The organism is Bifidobacterium choloepi, assembly GCF_010667615.1.
Taxonomy (GTDB): domain Bacteria; phylum Actinomycetota; class Actinomycetes; order Actinomycetales; family Bifidobacteriaceae; genus Bifidobacterium; species Bifidobacterium choloepi.
The window spans coordinates 131,993-157,403 of record NZ_VYSG01000001.1 but is presented as its reverse complement, the minus strand read 5'-3'; the positions used below and the strand labels follow the sequence as shown (position 1 = coordinate 157,403).

At 64.3% G+C, this 25,411-nt stretch carries 23 protein-coding genes; 19 read left to right on the top strand and 4 right to left on the bottom strand.

What is annotated here, in order from left to right; all coding sequences use genetic code 11:
• A complete protein-coding gene (locus F6S87_RS00725) occupies positions 1–1,503 on the top strand; it encodes a DUF2201 family putative metallopeptidase (protein WP_163226770.1) in 1,503 nt (500 codons plus the stop codon).
• Between the two features lie 19 nt (positions 1,504–1,522).
• Here the strand turns inward: F6S87_RS00725 and F6S87_RS00720 are convergent, their stop codons facing one another.
• The gene (locus F6S87_RS00720; RefSeq protein ID WP_163226769.1) at positions 1,523–2,599 is read right to left on the bottom strand and encodes a helix-turn-helix transcriptional regulator; all 1,077 of its coding nucleotides are present in this window, start codon (positions 2,597–2,599) and stop codon (positions 1,523–1,525) included.
• Between the two features lie 139 nt (positions 2,600–2,738).
• On the opposite strand from F6S87_RS00720, the gene F6S87_RS00715 reads away from it, so the two are divergent.
• The 9 genes from F6S87_RS00715 (at position 2,739) to pyrE (ending at position 11,580) form a co-directional block, all read left to right on the top strand.
• Complete coding sequence (locus tag F6S87_RS00715) at positions 2,739–3,692, top strand: GIY-YIG nuclease family protein (protein ID WP_163226768.1); 954 nt, start codon at positions 2,739–2,741, stop codon at positions 3,690–3,692.
• Positions 3,693–3,785: 93 nt separating this feature from the next.
• Positions 3,786–4,532 (top strand): hypothetical protein, encoded by a 747-nt coding sequence (locus F6S87_RS00710; RefSeq protein WP_163226767.1) that lies wholly within the window; start codon positions 3,786–3,788, stop codon positions 4,530–4,532.
• Positions 4,533–4,806: 274 nt separating this feature from the next.
• Positions 4,807–5,808, top strand: a complete 1,002-nt coding sequence (gene pyrB / locus F6S87_RS00705; protein ID WP_163227513.1) for an aspartate carbamoyltransferase — start codon at positions 4,807–4,809, stop codon at positions 5,806–5,808.
• 5 nt (positions 5,809–5,813) lie between these two features.
• The gene (locus F6S87_RS00700) at positions 5,814–6,242 is read left to right on the top strand and encodes an aspartate carbamoyltransferase regulatory subunit (RefSeq protein ID WP_163226766.1); all 429 of its coding nucleotides are present in this window, start codon (positions 5,814–5,816) and stop codon (positions 6,240–6,242) included.
• A complete protein-coding gene (locus tag F6S87_RS00695) occupies positions 6,242–7,675 on the top strand; it encodes a dihydroorotase (protein ID WP_163226765.1) in 1,434 nt (477 codons plus the stop codon). The genes F6S87_RS00700 and F6S87_RS00695 overlap by 1 nt, the downstream gene beginning before the upstream one ends.
• 27 nt (positions 7,676–7,702) lie before the next feature.
• Positions 7,703–8,698, top strand: a complete 996-nt coding sequence (gene pyrF, locus F6S87_RS00690; protein ID WP_163226764.1) for an orotidine-5'-phosphate decarboxylase — start codon at positions 7,703–7,705, stop codon at positions 8,696–8,698.
• Between the two features lie 125 nt (positions 8,699–8,823).
• Positions 8,824–9,654, top strand: coding sequence for a dihydroorotate dehydrogenase electron transfer subunit (locus F6S87_RS00685; protein WP_163226763.1), 831 nt, complete (start codon positions 8,824–8,826; stop codon positions 9,652–9,654).
• A gap of 73 nt (positions 9,655–9,727) precedes the next feature.
• Positions 9,728–10,717 (top strand): dihydroorotate dehydrogenase, encoded by a 990-nt coding sequence (locus F6S87_RS00680; protein WP_163226762.1) that lies wholly within the window; start codon positions 9,728–9,730, stop codon positions 10,715–10,717.
• Positions 10,718–10,845: 128 nt separating this feature from the next.
• Positions 10,846–11,580 carry an orotate phosphoribosyltransferase gene (gene pyrE, locus F6S87_RS00675; protein WP_163227512.1) on the top strand — a complete coding sequence of 245 codons (735 nt, stop codon included), beginning with the start codon at positions 10,846–10,848 and terminating at the stop codon, positions 11,578–11,580.
• 1 nt (position 11,581) lies between these two features.
• Here the strand turns inward: pyrE and F6S87_RS00670 are convergent, their stop codons facing one another.
• The 3 genes from F6S87_RS00670 to F6S87_RS00660 all read right to left on the bottom strand — a co-directional run bounded on the left by F6S87_RS00670 (position 11,582) and on the right by F6S87_RS00660 (position 13,911).
• Positions 11,582–12,505 (bottom strand): LysR family transcriptional regulator, encoded by a 924-nt coding sequence (locus F6S87_RS00670; protein ID WP_163226761.1) that lies wholly within the window; start codon positions 12,503–12,505, stop codon positions 11,582–11,584.
• A 195-nt stretch (positions 12,506–12,700) separates the two neighbouring features.
• Positions 12,701–13,330 carry an HAD family hydrolase gene (locus F6S87_RS00665; RefSeq protein WP_407925105.1) on the bottom strand — a complete coding sequence of 210 codons (630 nt, stop codon included), beginning with the start codon at positions 13,328–13,330 and terminating at the stop codon, positions 12,701–12,703.
• Positions 13,331–13,416: 86 nt separating this feature from the next.
• Positions 13,417–13,911 carry a flavodoxin gene (locus F6S87_RS00660; RefSeq protein WP_163226759.1) on the bottom strand — a complete coding sequence of 165 codons (495 nt, stop codon included), beginning with the start codon at positions 13,909–13,911 and terminating at the stop codon, positions 13,417–13,419.
• A 247-nt stretch (positions 13,912–14,158) separates the two neighbouring features.
• On the opposite strand from F6S87_RS00660, the gene F6S87_RS00655 reads away from it, so the two are divergent.
• The 9 genes from F6S87_RS00655 (at position 14,159) to F6S87_RS08560 (ending at position 25,167) form a co-directional block, all read left to right on the top strand.
• The gene (locus F6S87_RS00655) at positions 14,159–14,722 is read left to right on the top strand and encodes a redoxin domain-containing protein (protein WP_163226758.1); all 564 of its coding nucleotides are present in this window, start codon (positions 14,159–14,161) and stop codon (positions 14,720–14,722) included.
• A gap of 14 nt (positions 14,723–14,736) precedes the next feature.
• A complete protein-coding gene (locus F6S87_RS00650) occupies positions 14,737–16,602 on the top strand; it encodes an FAD-dependent oxidoreductase (protein ID WP_163226757.1) in 1,866 nt (621 codons plus the stop codon).
• A gap of 124 nt (positions 16,603–16,726) precedes the next feature.
• Entirely contained in the window at positions 16,727–17,470 is a 744-nt protein-coding gene (locus F6S87_RS00645) for a hypothetical protein (RefSeq protein WP_163226756.1), read from the top strand.
• Positions 17,471–17,578: 108 nt separating this feature from the next.
• Complete coding sequence (locus F6S87_RS00640) at positions 17,579–19,180, top strand: ABC-F family ATP-binding cassette domain-containing protein (RefSeq protein WP_163226755.1); 1,602 nt, start codon at positions 17,579–17,581, stop codon at positions 19,178–19,180.
• Between the two features lie 146 nt (positions 19,181–19,326).
• Positions 19,327–20,274 carry a choloylglycine hydrolase gene (gene bsh / locus F6S87_RS00635; protein ID WP_163226754.1) on the top strand — a complete coding sequence of 316 codons (948 nt, stop codon included), beginning with the start codon at positions 19,327–19,329 and terminating at the stop codon, positions 20,272–20,274.
• A gap of 181 nt (positions 20,275–20,455) precedes the next feature.
• Complete coding sequence (locus F6S87_RS00630; RefSeq protein ID WP_163226753.1) at positions 20,456–21,232, top strand: carboxymuconolactone decarboxylase family protein; 777 nt, start codon at positions 20,456–20,458, stop codon at positions 21,230–21,232.
• A gap of 141 nt (positions 21,233–21,373) precedes the next feature.
• A complete protein-coding gene (locus F6S87_RS00625; protein ID WP_231129353.1) occupies positions 21,374–23,233 on the top strand; it encodes a bifunctional ADP-dependent NAD(P)H-hydrate dehydratase/NAD(P)H-hydrate epimerase in 1,860 nt (619 codons plus the stop codon).
• 81 nt (positions 23,234–23,314) lie between these two features.
• Positions 23,315–23,950 (top strand): alpha/beta hydrolase, encoded by a 636-nt coding sequence (locus F6S87_RS00620; protein ID WP_231129293.1) that lies wholly within the window; start codon positions 23,315–23,317, stop codon positions 23,948–23,950.
• Positions 23,951–24,228: 278 nt separating this feature from the next.
• Positions 24,229–25,167, top strand: coding sequence for an SHOCT domain-containing protein (locus F6S87_RS08560; protein ID WP_196779053.1), 939 nt, complete (start codon positions 24,229–24,231; stop codon positions 25,165–25,167).
• Positions 25,168–25,411 lie beyond the last annotated feature (244 nt).

Sequence of the window (25,411 nt, the reverse complement as noted above, 5' to 3'; positions counted from 1 at the left end):
TTGAACGCAGTTGAAGACACCGGCACGAAGAAGCCCGAAGAGAACGGCATTCCGTCTGTAATAGTCAAGGTCCACCGGCTACGCGCCCTGACGGAACGCGAAGGCAACCGCCTCGCGCAGGCACTCAACCTCATGGTGCGCGAGGAAGGCGCCGACTTTCATGGAGTTCCGGCGCTGCGCACCATTCTGGCCGCGCTCGTCGTCTTCGTCGACGAGGGATGCGGAACGGCCTACACCGACTGCCACTGCCGCATAGGCATCAGCCCCGAACTGCTCGACGAGAACAAGACGCCATTGGCCACGCTGGCATTTGCGCTCATGCACGAAACCCTCCACAACACCCAGCGCCATCACGCACGTCTTGACGAGAAGGGCTTCTCTCCCGAAGTGTCCAACGTCGCCGGCGACCTGGAGATCAACGGCATGATCGTGGAGGGTTGCATGGGCATCGAACTGGAGGCACCGGTAGCCGAGCAGTATGGCAAGTGGAGGCTGACGCCGTTCTTCCGCGATAACGGGACTCCCGGCCTCCTGTTCCCCGGCATCGGCCATTTCAGCGATTACGAGCTGTACGCCACGGCGGAACAGTACGCCGCCCAGCTCAAGGACGATCCCGTCATGGCCCTGTTCCATCACCGGGCCATCCGCATCGACGTCGCCGTAACCGGCAACGGCAACTGGATCGGCCCCATGGAAGACCTCGACGACGAGACCCGTCGCGCCCGGTTCGATGAAGCTGACCGGCTGGGCTTTCACCCGTTGCCTCCAGCCGAGGAAGCCCGCATCCGCGAACAGACACTCCACGACATCGAAGACACCCTCAACCGCCGCGGTTATGGCAGCACCCCAATGCGGAGTCTCCTCAGCTTCATGGCGGAGGGCCTCAAGCCTCCGGTCATTGACTGGCGACTCATTCTCGCACACACGGCGGCGCACAGCGTACAGACCATGACGAGGGGCCGCGCCGAGTACTCGTACCGGTTGCCCAATCTGCGCCGGGCCGCCATGTCGAACGCTATCTTTCCCGGATTCGTCAAGGCCGAACCCCGCCTCGTCATCGCTCTCGACACCTCGGGTTCCATGGGACGTCAACAGTGTTTGAATGCCCTTGCCGAAATCGAGGGGATCTGCAGAACCGTCGCCGACCCGTCGTTCTTCTGCATTGATGTCGAAGCCAAGGGCGAACCTAGGCTCTTCCATTCGGCCTACGAGCTCATGGACAAGCTTGAGGGTGGCGGCGGGACAGACATGGCGGCCGCCGTCGACGCCGCAGCCGCCATGCCACCCGACTCAAAACCCAATATCCTCGTCATCGTGACGGACGGTGAATTCGATTGGGCCAAGCTCCGTCATTCGCTGGAACAACGCGAGGCGCGCCGCATGGCCATCATCGTCGTCATCGTCAATTCATACTTTCCGGACCAAAGCACGATGCTCGCCAAGGAAGATGACCTGCGCCGCGTCCATCCACACACGTCCATCATCCAGACCCGGTTCTCTTAGTGGGAGAGAAATATGCCAATCACGACGTCGCCGCGTCCTCACCGCCATTCGTCGCGTACTTCCTCGCCAGCCATTCTCCCGTCCGCTTAAGTTTGTCCCGCAGCGAGCCGGGGGATATTACCTCGATCATGTCGCCTTCGTCGGCGTACTGCAGCAACCACCAGGACGCGGACGCCTCGTCAGCCGTAATCCACACGTCGTACGACCCGTCGTCGAGCCGTGTCACCTCGGGATGGTCGAACCAGCTGTACAGCGGCTCCAGCGTCGCCTGCATCCTCAAATGGATTCGGACGGCGCGGTCATTGTTGAAGTACGGATGTTCGTCGACGTGCCGGTTGAGATCGAACCGTCCGTCCGCCGTCGTACTGAAACTGTCGAGCGTGCGTTCCAGCTCATCGTCAAGTGCCTGAAGGGCACGGATGTGGTCGACGTGGTAGTAGCCCAGTCGGTCAGTTCCGCGCTGGTGCCCGATCAGATAGTAGATGTCGCGTTTGTAGACGAGAGCGTACGGATCGACGGTCACCGTCACGTCCGTCCCGTCCTCGTCGACGACGGGAACCATGCTGCCGTCGTCGGCATACGTGCAGTATGTGAACGATACGCCCCTCCGCAGGTTGATCGCCTCATTCAGCAACTCGACGGTGACCATGAATTCGGTGTTGTAGTGATGAGGCGTGACGATCGTCGGCAGGTCGGCATTCTGCATCAGGCGTCCGGAGTGGCCGGCCAGCGACAGGATGATGCCACGGAGGTCCTCCAGCATCTCCCCGTCGGCGTGGGACATGACGACGGCGTCCGCGAGCAGCCGCATCTGCGCGCTGTCTATGAGCGGGGCAATGTACCAGCCGGGCGTACTGTCGGCGCTGGCCGCATCCTTCAGCTCCTTGCGGGAGATCTTGGCAACGGTTCGTCCAAACGCCCCGGTCTGGCTCAGCGTCTTGAGATGCATCCTGACAGTTTTGTCGGTAACCCCGATCTCCCGCGCAATCTCAGCGGCACTGGCCCCATGCTCGCTATCCGTGTAGGCAATGAGATACTCCAGAATTCCAACCACAATCTCGCAAGTGTTCGGTACACCGTTCAGATGGTCTTCCATTTAGCCAAGTTTACCCGAAACCGGTAGAAACAGTACGGAACCAGATATCGACCGTAATATAGAAGTCAAGAACAAGCCACAACCATGGCTTGAAGCATTAACACCAAGGGAGCAGCCCTAATATAGGGGAGGGGAACAGATGGACGACAACACTCAGCAGGCCTCACCAATACGCTTTTTCGAAATGGTTGGGATCGGCCGTGACGAGATGAAGAACTATACCGTCAGACTAAATTCTAATAAATATATAGACGTTTTCAACCTTTATTACAGCAATAGACAAGAAGCGATGGAATGGATATTTACCAGAAAATGGTCTGGGAAAGATGCTTCGGGGAACATTTACGGAAAAGCCCTTCAATTCATTCAAACTCATGATGGACGTTGGCTTTTCGTCGGCGCTTTCAGCACGACGGGAGAGTACCGCAATGCCAAAGGCGACCAGGTTTACTACTATGAGGAAGATCTAAAATTCAAATCTTATGCAGACCGCACCATTGTCAGCTTCGCACGCAATGCAGGGCTCCGAGACCTACGCACCGTATATCAACTATCGTCTCCACGCACAGACTGGTGCACTCGCTTTTGGAATGACTTAACAGTCTCTGAAATCAGCGAGAGAGGGATGCCGCATGACCCCTTCCCCGGGTACAGCAATGTATCCCTCTCTCTTCCTGAATTGCAAACAGTGCTCTCTTTCGGAGAGTGGCAAGGAGCGCTTAGAGCGGTCAGTGCCATCTACTTGCAGACTGACAGAGCCAACGGCTGGCACTATGTCGGTTCGGCGTATGGCGACGGGGGATTGCTAGGTCGCTGGAACGACTATGCGTGGGGAGATCATACCGGCGGCAACAAGCTTCTCAAGGAACTGGTGGCGCAGGAAGGAGAGGAGTACATCTCCAACAACTTTCAGTACTCGATTCTGGAAGTCTTCAATCCTGCAATAGATGCATCCACTATCATCCGGCGTGAACATTGGTGGATGGAGACGTTGGGCTCGGTAAGAGACGAGAAAAGCACCAATCCTCACGGATACAATACTGGCAAGCAGTATAAGAACACCGGTGAGGGCAAGGACGCAGGAGCCTACTGATTTCATATGATCGCTTCATCGTGGACGCAGGCTGGCATAACGGAACTACCGGGACAGCAGTGGTGGAGTAGGCGTGCCATTCTGGATCAATACGTGGAGCTGATGAAGGACTGCCATCATTCTCGCCGCATGCCAATGAAGGTTCTCGACTATTATCGGTCTGCATCCATCAAGGGCATCGTCTGGCTGACAGTTATCGAAGATTGCCCGGCAGCCTTTGTCGAAGCGGTTGAGATGCTCCTGCTGCTATGGCTGACTGGTGATCGAAAGACGGCTGTGACCATTCTGCTTCACTATGTCATCTGTCCCTTTGACTTCGTTAAGAAGGAGATACAGTGCTGGCAGCCGAATCAATCCTATGCCGATTTACCACGTTTTGAGAGGACTGATTACCTCAGCAAAATCATTTTCTCTCAACTGCGTAGCGGAGAGACCTGCGACAAGGAGCACATGCTAGAAGCCACAGCGTTACACGCCCTGGCGCGAAAAGAGGTGGAGCCGATTAATGGTTCAGGCTCTCTGGATCTCACCGGAGCCTTAGCCGATTTGCAACTGATCTGCACGCTTGGGTGCGCCCTGGATGCTCGTTGTAACCGTGATCTGTACTGCGATGGGATTGACACCACGACGCAACAACCTCACTACGTCAAGACGATACCGAAAGATTACTGGAACGTTGATGGCACACATCCCGCGACACTCTTCGGCGAGGTAGTGACATTGGGGGATCTAGAGGAGCCGATATGCAATATGAAGCGACATCATCCCGACGACCAACTTTTCCGATATCTGGATCTGTGGATGCGGGGTATTCCCGAAGAAGAGCTGTTGGTTCAGTAGTTCATCACTATCTTTCCGGAATCCATCTCACCTTCTAGCGTGCCACGCGCCTACAGTGCAGTGACAGATCATCTCCGATCGGTATACAACCGACAGCCACGCCAGAGGATGGAGAAATGCGAACGTGAAGAAATTGTGCGCGGAAATGGACGCGGGCCGACCTCGCCGGACATTGTCGCCTATAGTGGCGGGGGTCGCGAAACGTGGCCGCCATGAGCGTGACAATCAGGAGGGGCGAGCGGTGAACCAACCATCCGCAGACGCAACGGCCAGCATGGTCGGCGACAGCGTCATCACACTGGATACGTTGTCGGTACCACAGATCAACGAGTTGCTGAACAAGGCACGGTATATCGAATCTCATCGTCGTCAAGTGGCGCGCACCTGCGAAGGCAGGGTGCTCGCCACTTTGTTTTATGAGCCGAGCACGCGCACGCGGCTGAGCTTCGAGACGGCGATGCTGCGCCTGGGCGGCCAGGTCATCGGCTTCGCCGGCGCCCAGCTCGCCAGCGTCTCGAAGGGCGAGTCGATCGCCGACACGATCAAGACCGTCTCGACCTACGCCGACTGCATTGCGTTGCGTCACCCGAAGGAAGGCGCCGCACTCGTCGCGTCCCGTGCCGCCGTCAACGCGGCGACCGGCGACCGCGTGCCGGTCATCAACGCCGGCGACGGCGGCCACATGCATCCGACGCAGACGCTCGCCGACCTGGCGACGATCGACCAGCGCTTCGGCAGGCTGACGAACCTGACGGTCGGACTGTGCGGCGACCTGACGTTCGGCCGCACCGTCCACTCGCTGATCGAGACGCTGTGCCGCTTCGGCAACATCCGGTTCGTGCTGATCTCGCCGGAAGAACTCAGGACGCCGCGCTACGTCGTCAACCGGATCGAGGCGTCGCCGACATGCTCGTACGAGGAGACGACCGACCTGGCTGCCGTCATCGGCCAGCTCGACGTGCTGTACATGACCCGCGTCCAGAAGGAACGATTCTTCAACGAGGACGACTACCTGCGCCTGCGCGACACCTACATCCTCGACGAGGCCAAGCTGTCGCACGCCCGGCCGGACATGGCCGTCCTGCATCCGCTGCCGCGCGTCAACGAGATCGCCGTCGACGTCGACGACGATCCGCGCGCCGCCTATTTCCAGCAGGTGCGCAACGGCATGCTGATGAGGATGGCGCTCGAGAGCTCCGTCCTCGGCGATGAGCTGCCCGGCTACGAGCCGCTCGGCGATGACGGCAACGACGATCACGACGACACGGAGGAGTGAACAGGATGGAAGTCACCAGTATCCAGAACGGCATCATCATCGACCACGTGCCGGCCGGCACGGCGCTCAAGGTGCTGCACTACCTGCACATCGACCCGGCGGCGACGAAGCTGGCGCTCATCATGAACGCCGATTCGCAGCAGTACGGCACGAAGGACATCATCAAGATCGAGGGGGAGAATCATGTCGATCTCGAGGCGCTCGGCCTGATCGCCCGGCAGGCGACCGTCGACGTCGTCGAGGGCGGCGTCATCGTCGCCAAGAAGCATCCGAAGCTGCCGCACCGTGTCGTCAACATCATCCGCTGCGTCAACCCGCGCTGCGTGACGACGACGGAACGCGGCATCGACCAGCTGTTCCATCTCGTCGACGACGGCGGGAACGGCAAGCCCGAATACCGCTGCGACTACTGCGACGAGGAGGCGAAGTTCTGATGGCCGTGACGCTGCGCGACATCCGCGTCTGGGATACCGGCGAACACATCGACCTCGTCGTGCCGACGACTGGCAGCCCGGTGTTCGGCCGCGGCGTCGACGCGCCCGACGTCGACGCGTCGAGACTGACCGTCGCCCCCGGCTTCGCCGACCCGCACGTCCATTTCCGCGATCCGGGCCAGACGGCCAAGGAGACGATGATCACCGGCTGTCGCGCGGCGGCTGCCGGCGGCTACACGAGCGTGCTGATCATGCCGAACACGGTGCCGGCGATCGACGGCGAACCGGTGCTGCCCGACGAGCTCGGCGCCGCCGAGGTCCTCGAGTCCGGATGCCGCACCGTCATCGACTACCTGCAGCACTACGAGGCCATCCACGACGTGACGCTGCCGGTGCGCTACGACCTGTGCGTGGCGGCAACGAAGGGGAGGGCCGGCGCCGTCGCCTCCGATCCGGAACGCTGGGGATGGTACGTGCGTGGCGTCGACGAGGAACACAAGGACGCCGCCCAGCTCGCCCATCCGGTGACGGCCGTCAGCGACGACGGCTCGGCCGTCCCGTCCGGCGCCGTGCTGCGCGAGGTCCTCGACAATTGCCGCAAGACCGGCCTCTATCTCATCGAGCACTGCGAACACCACGAGACCGGCGCCGTCAACGCCGGCCCGGTCGCGGACCGTCTCGGCGTGCCCGGCATTCCGGAGGAGACGGAGCTCGCCGTCGTCGCCCGCGACATCGAGCTGGTCCGCGAGACCGGCGTGCACGTCCACTTCCAGCATGTCTCGACGGCCATCGCGTTCGACGCCATTCGCGCCGCCAAGGCCGAGGGGCTGCCGGTCACCTGCGAGACGGCGCCGCACTACATTGCGCTGTGCGACGAGGACCTGCTGCGCTATGGCACGATGGCGAAGATGAACCCGCCGCTCAGGTCGGCGGCCGACCGGGACGCCGTCCTCGCCGCGATCGCCGACGGCACCGTCGACATGATCGCCACCGACCACGCGCCGCACACGCTCGGGGAAAAGCAGCTCGGCTTCCTCGACGCGCCCAACGGCATCATCGGCCTCGAATGCGCCTACGGCGTCTGCCACAAGACGCTCGTCGACGGCGGCATCGTCTCCGACGCACGGCTCATCGAACTGATGGGCGTCGCGCCGGCCGCGATGATGGGCCATCCGGCGCTGAACCTCACGACCGCCATCGACCTGCAGGACGACGGCCACGCCGGCGCGAACGGCCGCCGCGTCCTCGACCTCGGCAGGCTCGCCAGCCCCGATCTCGCCGACCTCGTCATCCTCGACACCGCCGAACAGTGGACCATCCGCGCCGACGATTTCAAGTCGAAGGCGCGCAACACGCCATTCGACGGCTGGAACGTCACCGGCCGCGCGAAGGCGACGATCGTCGGCGGCCAGTTCGCCGCGCTGAACAACTAGAGACGACGCGAAGGAAAGGACACCACGATGGACAGACTCATCGAACTCATCGACGAAAAGCAGAACCCGTCGGTCGTCGGACTCGACCCGACCGAACAGGTCGTGCCGCCGCAGCTCATGACGGCGTTCACGGCCGAGGCGCAGGCCGAACTCGACAGCCTCGCCGGCAGCGACGTCGACCCGGACGCCGTCGCCGAGGCCACCGAGGTCGTCGCTACCGGCAACGCCGCCGCCTACTTCGAATTCAACCGCGCCGTCATCGACGCCGTCGCCGATATCGTCCCGGCCGTCAAGCCGCAGATCGCGATGTACGAGGCGCTCGGCCCGGCCGGCCTCGACGCCTACGCGATGACCTGCGAATACGCGCAGCAGCGCGGCCTCTACGTCATCGGCGACATCAAGCGCGGCGACATCGGCTCGACCGCCACGGCCTACGCCGCCCACCTGACCGACGACCAGTGGCACGAGGACGCCGTCACCGTCAACCCGTACCTCGGCTCCGACGGCATCGAGCCGTTCCTCGCCGCCGCGACCGACCGCGACAAGGACCTCTTCGCGCTCGTGCGCACGTCGAACCCGTCCGGCTCCCAGGTCCAGGAACTCGAACTCGCCGGCGGCGAACGTGTCTACGAGAAGATTGCCGACCTCGTCGAGCAGTGGGGCGCCGGCTCGGCGGGCCGGTACGGCTACTCGCGCATCGGCGCCGTCGTCGGCGCCACGCACCGCGACGAGGGCCGCGCGCTGCGCGCACGCATGCCGCACACGTTCTTCCTCGTGCCGGGCTACGGCGCCCAGGGTGGCACGGCCGCCGACGTCGCCGGCATGTTCGACCGCGACGGTTCCGGCATCGTCGTCAACTCGTCGCGCGGCATCATCGGCGCCTGGACGACGAGCGATCACGCCGACGAGCTGCTCGGCGACGACTCGTCCGCCACTGTCGACGACGCCCTCGACGCCGTCATCACGTCGGCACGCCTCGCGGCCAAGGCCATGCGCGACGACCTGCGCGCCGTCATGCCGTAAATATCGCCACGTCGGCGCGATTCGCGCCGCCGGACTTCGCCCGCGCGAATCGTTCCCGCGGCCAGGACCCGCCCGCCAGCATCCACGAACCGAACAGCACAGCACAACCAGGAAGAAGAGAGACCATGACCGCACCGTTCACGCCGACCGTCGCCGAGGCGAAGGCCGCCGGATTCCAGCCGGGCCGCCGCACCGTCGAGGTCGTCGACCACCGGCAGCTCGCCGACGCCGTCCACCGGCTGACGTTCCGCGACACCTACATCGCGCAGAACGCGAGGCCGGCGCAATTCGTGAACCTGTACGCCGGCAACCCGCTGCACATCATGCCCCGCCCGTTCGGCGTCGCCGACGTCGACGGCGACCTCGTCTCCGTCGTCTTCGCCGTCGTCGGCGAGGGCACCCGCGAATTCGCGCGGCTGCGCGCCGGCGACCATGTCGATGTCCTCGGTCCGCTCGGCAGACCGTTCCGGCTCGAGCGGCCGTCGCACTACCTGCTCGTCGGCGGCGGTCTTGGCGTGCCGCCGCTGATCAACGCCGCCCAGAAGCTCGCCGCGCGCGACGACGCGGCCGTCACCGCCGTGCTCGGCTATCGCGACGTTCATTTCGCCGACGAATTCTTCACACAGTTCGGCATCGGCGTCCATTCGATCGACGAGACCGACGGCAACGTTGTCACCGTCCTCGAGCGGCTCGCCGCCGACGGCATGTTCGACGGCGGCACCGACGAGAACGGTCGCCGCTTCGAGATCCTCAGCTGCGGTCCGCTGCCGATGATGAAGGCCGTCGCCCAGTGGGCGGCGCGCCACGGCTTCGCCACGCAGTTCAGCATGGAGCAGCGCATGGGATGCGGCTACGGCACTTGCGTCGTGTGCACGATCGACACGGCCATCGGCCGGCTCAAGGTGTGCTCCGACGGCCCGGTCTTCACCGGTACCCAGCTCGGCTGGACCGACTGACACGAACAGCACCCGGATGGCGAACCGGCCACAAGACGAACGGCAAGACGACAACAGGAGAGGACAACCCCCGATGAACAATCAATACGACGCCACCGTCGACGAACTCGAACACGCGGCCGACGACGCCGGCACCACGCTCTACGGCGACCACGAATGGAAACACCCGACCGTCGTCGCCGGCGTGCCGTGGAAGAATCCGGTCGGCACCGCCTCCGGCACGTTCCAGCTCGCCGCCTGCCGGCATTTCTACGACGTCTCGCAGATGGGCGCCATCACGACGAAGGGCGTCTCGCCGGTGCCGTGGGACGGCAATCCCGGCGTGCGCACCGCCGAGTCGCCGGCCGGTACCGTCAACGCCGTCGGCCTGCAGAATCCCGGCGTCGACCACTATCTCGTCGACGAGCTGCCCAAGCTCAAGGAACTCGGCGCGACTGTCGTCACGAACGTCGCCGGCCACAGCGACGACGACTACGCCGACGTCGTCGCCAAGCTCGCCGACTCGCCGGCCGACATGCTCGAGATCAACGTGAGCTGCCCGAACGTCTCCGCCGGCGGCATGGCCGTCGGTACCGACCCGGTCGCGCTGTCCCGCTGCATCGGACGGCTGCGCAAGCTCACCGACAAGCCGATGATCGTCAAGCTGTCGCCGAACGTCACCGACATCGCGGCGATCGCGCGCGCCGCCGCCGAGGCCGGCGCCGACGCGCTGAGCCTGATCAACACGCTTGTCGGCATGCGCATCGACATCCGCACCGGCGAGCCGATCATCGGCAACGTCACCGGCGGCGTTTCCGGCCCGGCGATCTTCCCGATCGGCCTGGCCTGCGTGTGGAAAGTGCGACAGGCGCTGCCGGACATTCCGCTCATTGGCATCGGCGGCATCGACTCGGGCGAGAAGGCGCTCGAATACCTGTACGCCGGCGCCAACGCCGTCGAGGTCGGCGGTGCCGCGCTCGTCGACCCGACGGCGCCGCTGCGCGTGGCGCTCGAGCTCGAGGAACTGCTGGACGCCCGCCCCGAACTCGCCGAGAAGCTCGCCAAGGGCGACACCTGGCGCTGACGGCGCCCGGACCACGCCAAGGAGCCACCATGCTGACCGCGACCATCGCCGCCTGGCATCACGACCGCCACGACCACCAAGACCAGTATCACGACCATGTTCCCGCATCACGGACAGGGGGAGACGAGATGACCGACCACACCACCGACATCGACCGGCGCTTCACGAAGTTCCTGCTGGAATCCGGCGCCCTGAAATTCGGCCAGTTCACGTTGAAATCCGGACGCCAGTCGCCGTACTTCATCAACGCCGGCGCGTTCGACGACGGCGCCAAGGTCGCCCGGCTCGGCCAGTTCTACGCCGAAAAGATCCGCGCCGAAATCGCCGCCGGGCGACTGCCGGCCGACATCGGCACGGTGTTCGGGCCGGCATACAAGGGCATTCCGCTGTGCGTCTCGACGGCGATCGCGATGGCGAACGGCCGTCCGGCGGCGGCCGGCAAGCCGGCCGTGCCGCCGATGACGGTCGGCTACACGTTCGACCGCAAGGAACGCAAGGACCATGGCGACGGCGGCATGTTCGTCGGCACGCCGCTGACGGACGGCATGAAGGTGCTGCTCGTCGACGACGTCATGACGGCCGGCACCGCCGTGCGCGAGGTCGTCCCGAAGCTCAAGGCCGAGGCCGACGTCGACATTGTCGGGCTGGTCCTGAGCGTCGACCGCATGGAGAAGACCGGCGATTCGGACCGCTCGGCCGTCGCCGCCGTCGAGGACGAGTTCGGCTTCCCGGTGTTCGCCATCGCCAACGTCCTCGAGCTGTTCGCCGCCGGCCGCGTGCTGTGCGGGGCGGACGGCCAGCCGTATGTCGGCGACGAGATCGCCGATGCCGCCGAGGCCTACCTCGAACGGTACGGCGCCTGAGTCAGGAGATGATGCGGTAGCCCTGCCGCTCGACGACGTCGCGCAGCTTGTCGAGATAGATCTCGGCGGCGCGCGACAGTCTCGCGCGCTCGTTCGTGATCCAGCCGACGAGCATTGTCTCGTCGGTTTCCAGCGGCACCGTCACGATCTTCTCGTTGTTGAGGTCGCCGTTGTCGATGCCGGTGCACACCGTGTAGCCGTTGAGACCGATGATGTAGTTGAGGATCGTCGCGCGGTCGGTCACGTTGATCTGCTTGGGAGAGTAGTCGGGCCAGACGGCCTCCTCGGCGAAGAAGAAGCTGCCGTCCTCGCCCTGCTCGTACTGGATGAACGGGTAGGGCTTCAGGTCCTCCATCGTCACGACGTCCTTGCCGGCGAGCGGGTTCGTCCGCGAGATGAAGACGTGCAGCGGCGCGCGGAACAGCGGATGGAACTCGAGGTGCTTCTCGCGCAGCAGCTTCGTGATGACGTTGCGGTTGAAGTCGGACAGGTAGAGGATGCCGACATCGCTGCGCATGTTGGCGACCGAGTTGATGATGTCCTTCGTGCGCGTCTCGCGGATCGTGAACTCGTATTCGTCGGAGTCGAGCGACTCGATCATGTCGACGAACGCCTCGACGGCGAACATGTAGTGCTGCGTCGAGACGGTGCACAGCTGCTTGCGCGGTTTCGTGTGCTTGTAGCGTTCCTCGAGCAGCGCCGCCTGGTCGAGCACCTGGCGGGCGTACGTGAGGAACTCTGCGCCGTCGACCGTCAGCGCGATGCCCTGCGACGAGCGCTTGAAGATCTCGATGCCGAGCTCGTTCTCGAGTTCCTTGACCGACGAGCTCAGCGCCGGCTGGGAGACATAGAGCTCGTGGGACGCCTCGTTCATCGAGCCGCACTCCACGATCTTGACAATGTACTTGAGCTGCAGCAGCGTCATCTCCGGCTTCCTTCTCGGTATAAGTAAAATTTATCGGAACGATTCTTCCGGCAGAATCGATTTATACCCAAGATACGGCCGTGGAAGGCCTTCGCAAGAGAGCCATTTTGAAATATGAGAAGCCCGCGCGCTTTTGCCCGGACAGGAGGAAATTCGGCGAGAAAAGGCGCATTCCCGGCGAAAAGTGCGAGGTTCCTAGATCCTCACGCCCAACTCGGCAAGGTTCCGGCGTGCCTGGTCGGCATCCGTGAATTTCAGTCCGTGCCAGCCGGCCGCAATCGCGCCGTCGACGTTCTTCGCCGTGTCGTCGAGAAAGACGGTGGCGGCCGGATCGAGCGAGAACCGTTCCTCGGCGAGACGGTAGATGTCGGCGTTCGGCTTGCGTTTCTTCTCGACGCCAGAGACGACGGTGCCGCCGAGGTACCGCTCGAGCTGCGGAAACTTCTCGAAGGCGAAGTGGAACGTCTCGCACGACCAGTTCGTCAGGCCCCACAGCCGGTAACCGGCGCCGTCGAGATCGGCGAGCAGGTTCTCCATGCCCGGCACGAGCCGGGGGAGCGCGTCACCGTAGCGCTCGATGTAGTCGCGGAAGATGTCGGCGATGCCGTCGCCCTGCTCGGCCGCGACGACCGGCAGCACGTCGGCGAGCAGCGCGCCGCCGTCCATGTCGTCCTCGTAGCGAAAGAAGCCGAGCGGATCGTCGTCGGCGCAAATCCGTTCCACGAGATCGTCGGGATAGCGTCCCTCGAGCGCCGCGCGGCACTGCCAGTCGACGAGGACGCCGCAGAAGTCGAAGACGATGTCGGTAATCGGCCCGGTCATGATGGTCGCTTTCTCGAGGGGACGGAAACGCAAGCCAGTATAGAAAACGGGATGGCGCCCCGGCGGTGTCCGTCTCGTTTCCGGACAGTTCAGACGTCGAGTGACTGGAGCCAGTCGCGGACCTCGGCGTCGGTGGCGAGGGACTGGAAGCGGTGGCCCGGTTCCCACGCGCCGGTCGTCGTCTCGCCGGAGAGCTTCTCGGCGCTCAGCGCGAGCGGCGACGACGCCGACGTCGCGAACGGGACGACGGTCTTGCCGGAAAAATCGTTCATCGTCACGAACGTGTTGACCGGCCACGCCGCCACGCCCCACCAGATCGGGTAGCCGACGAAGACGAGCGAATAGCGGGCGAAATGTTCCGGCGCGCTGTCGAGCAGGCTGACGTGGCGCATCGACGGGTCGTCGTGTTCCCGGCAGACGCGACTCGACGGGTCGCGATAGTCGAGGTCGGCGGCCGTGTATTGAGGGTCGGGCACGATCTCGAACAGGTCGCCGCTCATGCGGTCGGCGATCGCCCGCGCCACGCGGGCGGTGTTGCCGCTCGCCGAATAATACGCCACGAGGACGTCGCTCATGTCGTCCATTGCTGTGCTCCTTTACACGGAAAAATGTCCGGATCGGACGGCCCGGACCGGTAAAAACCGATGGAAGAAAATCCACTGCCGATTCTAGTCACCGGAGCTTCGCTGGACGGTGAAAGCGGTGGCATCGTGGAGGTTGGTTCCCTATCGTAAGGCCATGCCGCTTCCGGTGGCCTTCTGGTTGGGGACAGGCCCGGACGCGGAGGAATCGTTCCGGCGACGACCGGAACCGAAGACAAGGAGAAGCATCATGACTTTGCTCCAGCATGACATCACCGACTTCACCGTGCAGGCGTATGCCAACGGCGAACTCAAGACCATCTCGAAGAAGGACATTCTCGGCCGCTGGTCGGTGTTCTTCTTCTATCCGGCCGACTTCAGCTTCGTCTGCCCGACGGAACTCGAGGATCTCGCCGACCACTACGACGATTTCCAGAAGATCGACTGCGACATCTACTCGGTGTCCACCGACTCGCAGTGGGTGCACAAGGCGTGGCACGACGCCAACGAGAAGATCGGCAAGATCCAGTTCCCGATGCTCGCCGACCCGACGGCGCTGCTCGCCCGCGACCTCGACACCTACAACGAGGAGACCGGCTTCGCGGAACGCGGCGACTTCATTGTCGATCCGGACGGCAAGGTCGTCGCCTACGAGGTCATCTCGTCGAACGTCGGTCGCGACGCCGCCGAGATCCTGCGCCGCGTGCAGGCCTCGCAGTTCGTCCGCGAGCACAGCGACATGGTCTGCCCGGCGAAGTGGCAGCCGGGCGAGGAGACGATCGAGCCGAGCCTCGACCTCGTGGGGCAGCTGTGATGGCCGGGGAAACCATGACGGACAGCACGGTGGCGGCGAACGATTCGTCCGCCATCGCCGCCGACGACGTCTACGATGTCGTCGTCGTGGGCGGCGGCCCGGCCGGCCTGACCGCCGGCATGTATCTCGGCCGCGCCCGCTACCGCGTCCTCGTCCTCGAGAAGGAGGAATTCGGTGGCAGGATCACGGCGACGGCGGAAGTCGTCAACTATCCGGGCGTCGCGTCGACCGACGGTGCGAAGCTGACGGCCGTCATGCGCGGCCAGGCCCGCGACTTCGGAGCCGAGCTGAAGGTCGCCGACGTCACCGGCATCACGCTGGACGATTCTTCCGGCCTGAAGACCGTGCGCACGTCGGCCGGCGACTTCCGGTGCTTCGGCATCGTGCTGGCGACCGGCGCGGCCCCGCGGCCGGCCGGCTTCGACGGCGAGCGCGAATACGCCGGCCGCGGCGTCGCGTACTGCGCCACCTGCGATGGCGAATTTTACTCCGGCAAGGAAGTCCTCGTCGTCGGCGGCGGCTACGCGGCGGCCGAGGAAGCCGTCTTCCTGGCCAGGTACGCCTCGCACGTCACCGTCGTCGTGCGCGAACCCGACTTCACCTGCGCGGCGTCCGCCGCCGAACGCACGAAGAACGATCCGAAGGTCTCGGTGCTCTACAACACGCGGGTCGTCTCCGTCTCCGGCGGCAGGGGAGGCCTGACCGAAGCCGTGCTGCATGACGACCGCACCGGCGAGACGACCGTGTTCAAGCCGGCCGACGGCGGCACGTTCGGCGTCTTCGTCTTCGCCGGCACGGCCCCGCAGACGGCGTTCGTCAAGGACATTGTCGAGCTTGACGCCCAGGGCTACGTCGTCACCGACGCCGAACTGAAGACGTCGGTCGACGGCATCTACGCGGCTGGCGATATCAGGATCAAGCCGCTGCGGCAAGTCGTCACGGCCGCCGCCGACGGCGCGCTGGCCGCGACCGAACTCGAACGGTACTGTTCGACGATGTCCCGGAAGACCGGCATCGTGCCCCGGCGCCCGACGGCCAGCGCCTACCGCAAGCGGGAGGAACCCGACGGACTGCCGGCGCGCACGTCTCCGGCGCCGGCCACGGCGCGGCCGTCCGACGACGCTGCCGCGGCGCGCATCTCCTCCGAGGCAAAGGCCGCGGCCGCCAATGGCGGCGTCGACGGCGCGTTCTTCGACGAGGCCACGCGCCGCCAGCTCGACGTCGTCTTCGCGAAGATGGCGAATCCGGTGACGCTCGAGCTGACGCTCGACAGGAGCATGGTCTCCGTCACGCTCGCCAACTTCGTCGACGAGCTCGCGTCGTTGAGCGGCGGCAAGATCGCCGTGCGCCGCCGCGAGGCGAAGGACGTCGATCCGTCCACCGGTCGCGCCGACATCGACCCGACCGTTCCGCTGCCGCAGGCGACGCCGATGGTCAGGATCATGACGCTCGACATGCAGGGCGAGCTCGAGCCGACGACGCTGGCGTTCCATGGCGTGCCGACCGGCCACGAATTCAACTCGTTCGTCCTCGGCATCTACAACGCCGCGGGCCCGGGCCAGCCGATCTCCGACGACGAGCGCGCCAGAATCGACGCGATCGGCACGCAGGTCGACATCATGATCCTCGTCTCGCTGAGCTGCACGATGTGTCCGGAAACGGTGCGCGCCGCACAGCGCATCGCCGCGCTCAACCCGAACGTGCGGGCCGAGGCCTACGACCTCGCGCACTTCCCGAAGCTCAAGCAGCTCTACGAGGTGATGAGCGTGCCGTGCATCGTCGTCACGAAGCACACCGCCGACGGCGACGTCGACGGCCAGCCCGTCATCGACTTCGGCCGCAAGTCCGTCTCGCAGATGCTGCAGCTGATCGGTGCCTGACCCCGTCGCCATCCGGACCGGACCGTCCATATCCCGGCGAAAACCGGAGGGACGGTTCCGGCCCGTCACCCTCCGGGGTAGGTTAGGATGGTCGGGAAGGGAACAGAGGACAAAGGACGGCGCCATGGTCATGTCGGAAACCTACGAGGGGCTGCACGGACTGACGTGCACGCACACGTATTCGAAGGTCAACGAGTTTCCGTACGAGAACCGCTGGGAATTCCGCTGCGGCGACAACACGGCGATCGTCATCGTCGACGACATGGGCCAGCCTGCCTCGCTGTGGACGCAGTCGGCGCCGGCCACGCTCGTCACCCGCCGCAGGGGCGAGGTCTCCAGTCGTCCGCGCAAGTTCACGGTGTTCGGCCAGGCCGAGCGGGAAGCGCTGAAATTCTGCCACGATTCGTCCTCGGACATGATCGCCGACCTCGAGCTGACCAATCTGACGTTCGCGAAGAATGTCGGCTACACGTCGCGCTTCCACGAGTTCATGGCCGGCCGGCTCGTCGACCAGGAACGCATGAACCGGCTCGTGAAGGAAGCCACCGGCATCGACCTCGAGGATCCGGACACCGAGGAACTCAACTTCAAGGTCGCCGGCGAATACGTCGACAGCATGGTCGTCGAGGAACTCCAGAAACTCGTCTGGGAGCGCACGTCGCTGCTCTCCTCGATCGACCGCTTCGTGCTGATCGGCGATCATGACGGCGTCGACCGCGCCAATGTCGAACTCGCCGAGCTCGACCACAAGATCGACGAAATGGAAGAGCGCGTCGTCCACGAACTCGGAGCCTTCCAGCAGCCGGCGTCTCCGGCCGGCGCGACCGCGCCCGCAGCCGGAGAGGCCGTCGCCGCCGGCGCGCAGTGAAGCCGTCCTGTTCCGCTGTGCCGGTATAGTGATCGGGGCCCGGAGCGCGAATCGTTCCGGTCCTTGATCTTTCCATGACGATGGCTTTCCGAGAAAAGACGGTGACGAATGGCGATTGACGCGCAGGGACTCGAGATTCAGATCGGCGCCCGCACGCTGCTCAACCCGACGAACTTCCATGTCGCGAAGGGCGACAAGATCGGCCTGACCGGCCGCAACGGCGCCGGCAAGACCACGCTGACGCGAGTCATCACCGGCGAGACGCTGCCGACGTCCGGTACCGTGCGCGTCACCGGCAAGCTCGGCTACCTGCCGCAGGATACCCACGCCGCCGACCCCGAGCAGACGGCGCTCGACCGCATGATGAGCGCCCGCGACATCGCCGCGATCATCACGCGCATGCGCAAGGCCGAAAAGGAAATGTCCGATCCGGATCCGGACGTCATGACGCGCGCGATGAACCGCTACGACAAGATCCTGCAGGAATTCGACAAGGCCGGCGGCTACGCCGCCCAGTCCGAGGCGACGGCGATGGCCGCGTCGCTCGGCCTGCCGCAGGACGTCATGAGCCAGCCGATCGGCACGCTGTCCGGTGGCCAGCGCCGCCGCATCGAGCTCGCCCGCATCCTGTTCTCCGACGCCGACACGCTCATCCTCGACGAGCCGACGAACCACCTCGACGCCGACTCGATCGAATGGTTGCGCGGCTACCTCAAGCGCTACGAGGGCGGCTTCCTCGTCATCTCCCACTCGGCCGAACTGCTCGACGAGGTCGTCAACAAGGTGTGGCACCTCGACGCCCAGCGCGGCGAGATCGACATGTATTCGATGGACTACAAGTCCTACCTGCACCAGCTCGTCGTCGACGAGGAACGCCGCCGCCGCGAACGCGAGGTCGCCGAGAAGAAGGCCGAACGCCTGATGCAGCAGGGCATCCGCCTGCACGCCAAGGCCACGAAGGCCGTCGCCGCGCAGAACATGATGCGCCGCGCCGAGAAGCTGCTCAGCGAGACGTCCGAGGCGCAGAAGAAGGAGAAGGTCGCCGACATCCGCTTCCCGGAGCCGGCGCCGTGCGGCCGCACGCCGATCATGGCGAAGGACATCTCGAAGATGTACGGCGACAACCTCGTGTTCGCCGGCGTCAACCTCGCCATCGACAAGGGCTCCCGCGTGGTCATCCTCGGCTACAACGGCGCCGGCAAGACGACGACGCTGCGCCTGCTCGCCCATCTCGAGGAGCCGGACACCGGCGTCGTCGAGTATGGCCACGGCTGCAAGGTCGGCTACTTCGCCCAGGAGCACGACACGCTCGACATGTCGATCACGGTTCTCGAGAACCTGCGCCGCGTGGCGCCGGAGCTCAACGACACGCAGGCCCGGTCCATCCTCGGCTCGTTCCTGTTCTCCGGCGACGACGCGTTCAAGCCGACGCACGTGCTGTCCGGCGGCGAGAAGACCAGGCTGGCGCTGGCCACGCTCGTCACGTCGCGCGCCAACGTGCTGCTGCTCGACGAGCCGACGAACAACCTCGACCCGGCCTCGCGAGACGAGATCCTCAAGGCCATCGCCAAGTACGAGGGCGCCATCGTCCTCGTCACCCACGACGAGGGCGCCGTCCGCGCGCTCAATCCGGAACGCGTGCTGCTGATGCCCGACGGCGACGAGGACATGTGGAACGACAGCTACTTCGACCTCGTCGCCGAGGAGTAGCGTTTCGCGAACCACGTGGCGCGCGAATCGTCAACTTCGTTCTTTCGCAGTGAACAAGCGCCGAAATTCGGCAAACTCCAAGCACTTCCTCCGTACAATCTGAATCGACAGGCACAGACAATCCACGCAATCAGGGGAGGACAATCATGTGCACAGGTGTTCGGTTCACCGATGCCGAAGGGGATATGTATTTCGGCCGCAATCTTGACTGGGAGTGCTCGTACGGCGAAACGATGAAGGTGACGCCGCGCAACTTCGACTACCAGCCGGAGTTCAACGCGACGTTCGGCAAGCGCGCCGTCTTCGGCCTGGCCATCACCGCCGAGGACAAGCCGCTGTACTACGACTGCGCCAACGAGAACGGCCTGGCGATCGCCGGCCTGAACTTCCCGGGCTACGCCAAGTACGAGGACGGTCCGGTCGACGGCAAGACGAACGTTGCCGCCTACGAGTTCCCGCTGTGGGTCACCCGCAACTTCGATTCGGTAGACGAGGTCGAGGCCGCGCTCGACGGCGTCGCCATCGTCGCCAAGCCGGTCAACGACAAGTGGCCGGTCGCTCTGCTGCACTGGATCGTCGCCGACAAGACCCGCTCGATCGTCGTCGAGTACATGGCCGACGGCATCCACGTCTACCACAACCCGATCGACGCGATGACGAACCAGCCGACGTTCGCCTATCACCTCGAGAACATGAAGAACTACATGAACGTCACCGTCGACTTCCCGCCGACGACCGACTGGGACAAGTACGAGATGACGGCATGGGGCTCCGGCGTCTCGATGCACGGCCTGCCGGGCGACTACAGCTCGCCGTCGCGCCTGGTGCGCGCCGCCTACACGAATTCGCACTATCCGCAGACCTCCGACGAGGCGCACGGCGTCAACCGCCTGTTCAAGACGCTGCAGGGCTCGTCGATGATCTACGGCGGCGCCAAGATGGAGAACGGCAACTACGAGTACACCGTGTACACGTCCTGCTTCTCCACCAAGACGATGACCTACTACCACACGTCCTACGAGGATCCGACGCCGAAGTCCTGGAAGCTGTCCGACTTCGACCTCGACGGCACCGCGCTGATTTCGGCCGCCTGATCCGCCGGCGCGAATCGTTGCCGCCATCCGCCTCGCCGGAGACATGGACGATTCGCGCGACAGGACATTGTTTCTTCCGACAGCGCTCCCGTCATGCGACGGGAGCGCTGTCGCGCTATCATGGTCGGCGCAAGCCTGCATGGCTCCGCATCGGGGCGGAAGGGAAAGGGGATCCACGACCATGTTCGAGGAACTGCACAGGAAGATGAACAAGTTCTGGAACGACGACAAGACGTTCGCCCAGACCGACCCGGAATACATCGCGATCGTCGAGCGGTTCCTGTTCGACGAAGTCGTCAACGAGCCCGCCGCCAACGCGCCGCAGCTCGACGACATGCACCGCTCGATGTGCATCGTCGCGGCGCTGATGGGCACCGGTTCGCTCAAGACGTTCACCGACATGCTGCCGGCGTTCTACCAGTCCGGTCTCACGTCGTCGCAGCTCAAGGAAATCGTCTACCAGGCCACGGCCTATCTCGGCTTCGGCCGCGCCGTCGAGTTCCTCGAGAAGCTCGACGACTATCTCAAGGCGATGGACGTCAAGATGCCGCTCGAGCCGCAGCGCACCGTCGAACCCGACGACGCCGAAGGGCGCCTCGCCGCCGGCGAGCGCAAGCAGGTGGAGATCTTCGGCGAGCGGATGCGGGACTTCGCCGGCGAATCCGGCGGTCCGGAGGAGTCGCGCCACATCCGCAAGTGGCTCGTCGACAACTGCTTCGGCGACTACTACACGCGCGGATGCCTGACCGTCGCCGAACGTGAGATGGTCACGATGTGCTTCCTCGCGTCGATGGGCGGCTGCGAACCGCAGTTGAGGAGCCACATCGCCGCCAACATCCGCGTCGGCAACGACGAACAGTGCTGCCGCGCGGCGATCTCGCAGATCATGCCGTACATCGGCTATCCGCGCACGCTCAACGCGCTGTCCTGCCTCGACGCCGTTACGCGCGCCGACTAGCGCGACGCCGCCTCCCGCCGCGCATACTAAGCTAGGGGGCAACATCCATTCACAGTGAAGGGGACTGGTCGCATGGCATTCACAGAGTCACAGGCCGATTCGGAACGCAACGGGGCGTCGTCGACGGCGGCGACCGAACGCATGCAGACGCTGCTGTACGCCGCCTGGGACACGGCGGCCGTGCGCTCGATGGAGCAGCCGCTGCTCGCCCAGGGCGTGCCGCTGATGACGATGGCCGCCCAGGCGGCGGCCCGCACCGTCCTCGGCGTGCTGGCCGACAAGGGCATCGACGGCGACGACCTTCGCGTCACCGTGCTCGCCGGCGCCGGAGACAACGGCGGCGACGGCCTGTACGCGGGCGCCTACCTCGCGGCCCGCGGCTACGAGGTGACGGCGATCGCCACCGGCCGCACATTGCACGCCAGTGCGCTCGACCGGTTCGTCCAGTCCGGCGGCCGCGTCTGGAACCTCGACCCGTCCTCGGATATCCCGGGTTGCCCGACCGGCTTCACGGCCGGCGAGGCCGGCCGGCGGCTCGAGGCCGCTGTCAACTACGCGCGCGAATCGCACGTCGTCCTCGACGCGATGACCGGCATTGGCGTGACCGGCGCGCTGCGTGGCATTCCGGCCGCGCTGGCGTCGTCGCTCGGCCTCGATGGCGAGCCGCCGGAAGACATCGCCGTGCCGGACGCGCAGCGGACGACCGAACTGCCGATCGTCGTCGCGATCGACACGCCGTCCGGCGTCGGCGTCGACGACGGTTCGCTGCCCGGCGCGTACATTCCCGCCGACTACACCGTCATGTTCGGCGCGATGAAGCCGTGCGCCATGCTGCCGCCGGCCGCCTATGCGCTCGGCCATGTCACGCTCGTCGACTTCGGCTTCGATCTCGACTCCGCCGATCCGGCCGTCGAGATGGTCAACGCGCCGTTCGCGGCCGAGGCCATCCGCCCGTGCCAGAAGGAAGACTCGAAGTACCGTCGGGGCGTCGTCGGCCTCGTGACCGGCTCCGACCAGTATCCGGGCGCCGCCGTGCTGACGTCGCTGGCCGCCGCCCATTCGAACATCGGCATGGTGCGCTACATGGGCCCGTCGCGACCGCAGGACCTCGTGCTGCACGCGCTGCCGGAAGCCGTCATCGGCAAGGGCCGCGTGGAGGCGTGGGGCGTCGGTTCCGGCGTCCCGTCGACGTTCGACGAGCACCAGGAACGCGACGAGGAGGACGCCGACGCCGTCCAGCGCGACCTGCAGACGTCGACGATCTCGGCGTTGCTGGCCCACTACGCGCTGTCCCGCGCGGAGGACGTGCTCGACGACGAGGAGCACGACTCCAGCCGTTCGCCGGAACGCTACGTCACCGGCCGCTTCGTCGACGGCGACGATCTCGCCGATGCCGAGCGGCGCGACGAGGCCGCGTTCGCGATGCCGCCGATCGTTGTCGACGCGGGCGCCCTCGACCTGTTGCCGGCCAACGTGCCGTCACAGGTCGTCCTCACGCCGCACGCCGGCGAGCTCGCCCGGCTGCTGACCAGGCTCGGCCATGCGATGGACGCCGACGACGTGACGGCGCGACCGCTGTACTGCGCGAAGCTTGCGGCCCGGCTGACCGGTGCCACCGTCCTGCTCAAGGGCGCCATCACGATCGTCGCCGGCTCGTTCGGCGGCGCGATGCGCGTGCTCGTGTCCGGCCGCGCGCCGGCCTGCCTGGCCACGGCCGGTGCCGGCGACGTGCTCACCGGCATCGTCGCCGCGCTGCTCGCCCAGCAGGACGACCAGATCTACGAGGATCCGGCCTGCGTGCCGGAAATCGCCGCGGCCGGCGCCTACCTGCACGGCCGTGCCGCCGCGATCGCCTCCGGTTCCGACCAGCGTGGCTGGGTGCGTCCGCGGCTCTATGGCGCCGAGGACGACTATCCGCTGCCGGTCACGTCGACCGGCCATCCGATCGTCGCCGGCGACGTCATCGACGCCATCCCGTTCGTCTTCGACGAGCTGGGCTGACCTCCCGTCGTGTTTTTTTCGTTCGCCGTCGCCGGCAGTTCCGCCGCCGACGGCGCATTGTCATGGGAAAGGATCGTACCGATGAAACTCAACGCCGTCATGCAGGTCGAGGAACCGGCTCCGGGAGCCGGTGACCGAGTCTTCCTGATGTTCCATGGCTATGGCAACTCGGAGAAGGAGATGGTCTCGATCCTCGACGCCGTCGCCGAACCGCTGCCGGCCGACGCCAAGCCGAGCTATTTCAGCTTCCAGGCGCCGTTCCGCCGGCCGTACATCGGCGGCTACAGCTGGTATTCGAAGAAGAGTGACGGCCTGACGCGCCGCGCGGCCTGCGACGAGGTCGGCAACGCGCTCGTCTCGCTGCTCGAGTCGCCGCTATTCGCCGGCCGCCGGCTGACATTGATGGGCTTCTCGCAGGGCGCCTTCCTGTCGTACCGGCTCGTCCAGCAGTGGCCCGACCTGTTCGACACGGCCGTGCTGCTGTCGCCATCGTTCAAGGAAGACGAGGACGATTCATCCGCCATCGCCGGACTCGGCTCCACGACGAAATTCATCCTCGCCTACGGCACCGCGGACACGCAGATCCCCGCCGAAGATCAGGCACGCTGTCGCCGGGTGCTGTCGGCCACCGGCCGCTGCACCGAGCTGACCTACGAAGGCATGGGGCACGCCGTTTGCAAGGACGAGATCGAGGACCTGCGCCGCCTCCTCTTCTAAAGTGCAACCGGTACAAGCTCCTTGGAAGGGGGCTGCCGTGCGAATCGCGACTGAGAGTTGATGCGTTTGGCATAGCCGAACGCATCAACTCATAAAGCGAGCTATTCTCGCCAGTTCCTTGACTTCTCGCGTCCCTGCCCTCACAAGCATTATTGAGTTGATCCAGAAATGCCACGTCAGGTTGCTCATGGCCAGATCTTCTGAGAGTTTCAGGTAGAATCATTGCATGCCACAAGGGGGGGGGTGGCGTCAACAAGGAACTTGGGGAAGTAGGAGCAATGATCCAATTAGAAGGCTACGAGTCCACGTTGACCTTAAAGAACGATGTGCTGATTATCAACCGCACGGGGACGTCGGTGGAAACATACGGAAAGCAGAGCATTGTCCCGCTGGAATCGGTCGTTGACTACGCGGTTACGAAATATAGTCTTCTGGGATTCGCGGGACTGACGTTCAACATGTGCGTTGATGTGACGCCCAGTTCCGTGATAGATGGCAACAGCGCAGAGCACCAGTATGGAACACTGCTAAAGAAAAACAGGTCGAACAACGACATATTGCTCAGGGCATTGGGACATAAAGTGAATGGAGGCGTTCCACCAGTACCATTCTTTGAACTACGTGCACGGAAGAAGCAGGAACTAAGGAACGCACCGCGCAAGCCGGGCAAGAACCATAGCCTGTCGGTTCGTGATGCGTTCTTCCTCGATGACCTGCCTGTCGCACAAGTCGTGGGCGTCAATCATGACCGCATCGTGCTGCATGAAGAGTCGATCCGCTGCGGCGGAGAGACGAGGCCGCTCAAGGACCTTGTAGCAACGGTGGAGGATGGAATGTCGGTCTTATCGCGTCCTACGGTGCCACGTCTGCTCACGCTTGGCGTATTTGCGTTTGCCCTGCCGAAATTAGAGGGTGGCGACAAGTACGTGGTCGTCGAGGGTGACGACTTTTCGTGGATGGTGCAGGTCGGTCCATGCCAACTGCCGGAGGCGCAGGATCTCGTGCATCGTATCCGTACCATGGCAAAGCAGCGCGGATGGCGAGACCCGAACAAGGGCGTACCACAACCCCTTCCACAGGACACGCAAGAATCTGCTGACAACGAGGCTGACGGTTTCATGGACAAACTGCGGGAACTCAACGCCATGAAGCAGAATGGCTTGCTGACCGAGGAGGAGTTCGCCGCGGCGAAGCAGAAGCTTCTGGACTATAGATGATGCGCTTTTTTAGCGGGACATCCAGATATTATCATCGGGTTCATCGTCGTACATGCTGTCAGTCGCAAACGGTTGTCAAAGACGACACCGAATACAGGCCACACCAAACCATTTCATCGGCAAAACCACTCCGGGGAGTGGAGAAGAAGACACATCATGTATTCATTAATCATTAATCACTACTGTGGTGCCCAAGACCGGTAACGTCAGTAGCTCTTCTCCGACTGCTTTAACAACGCCACCA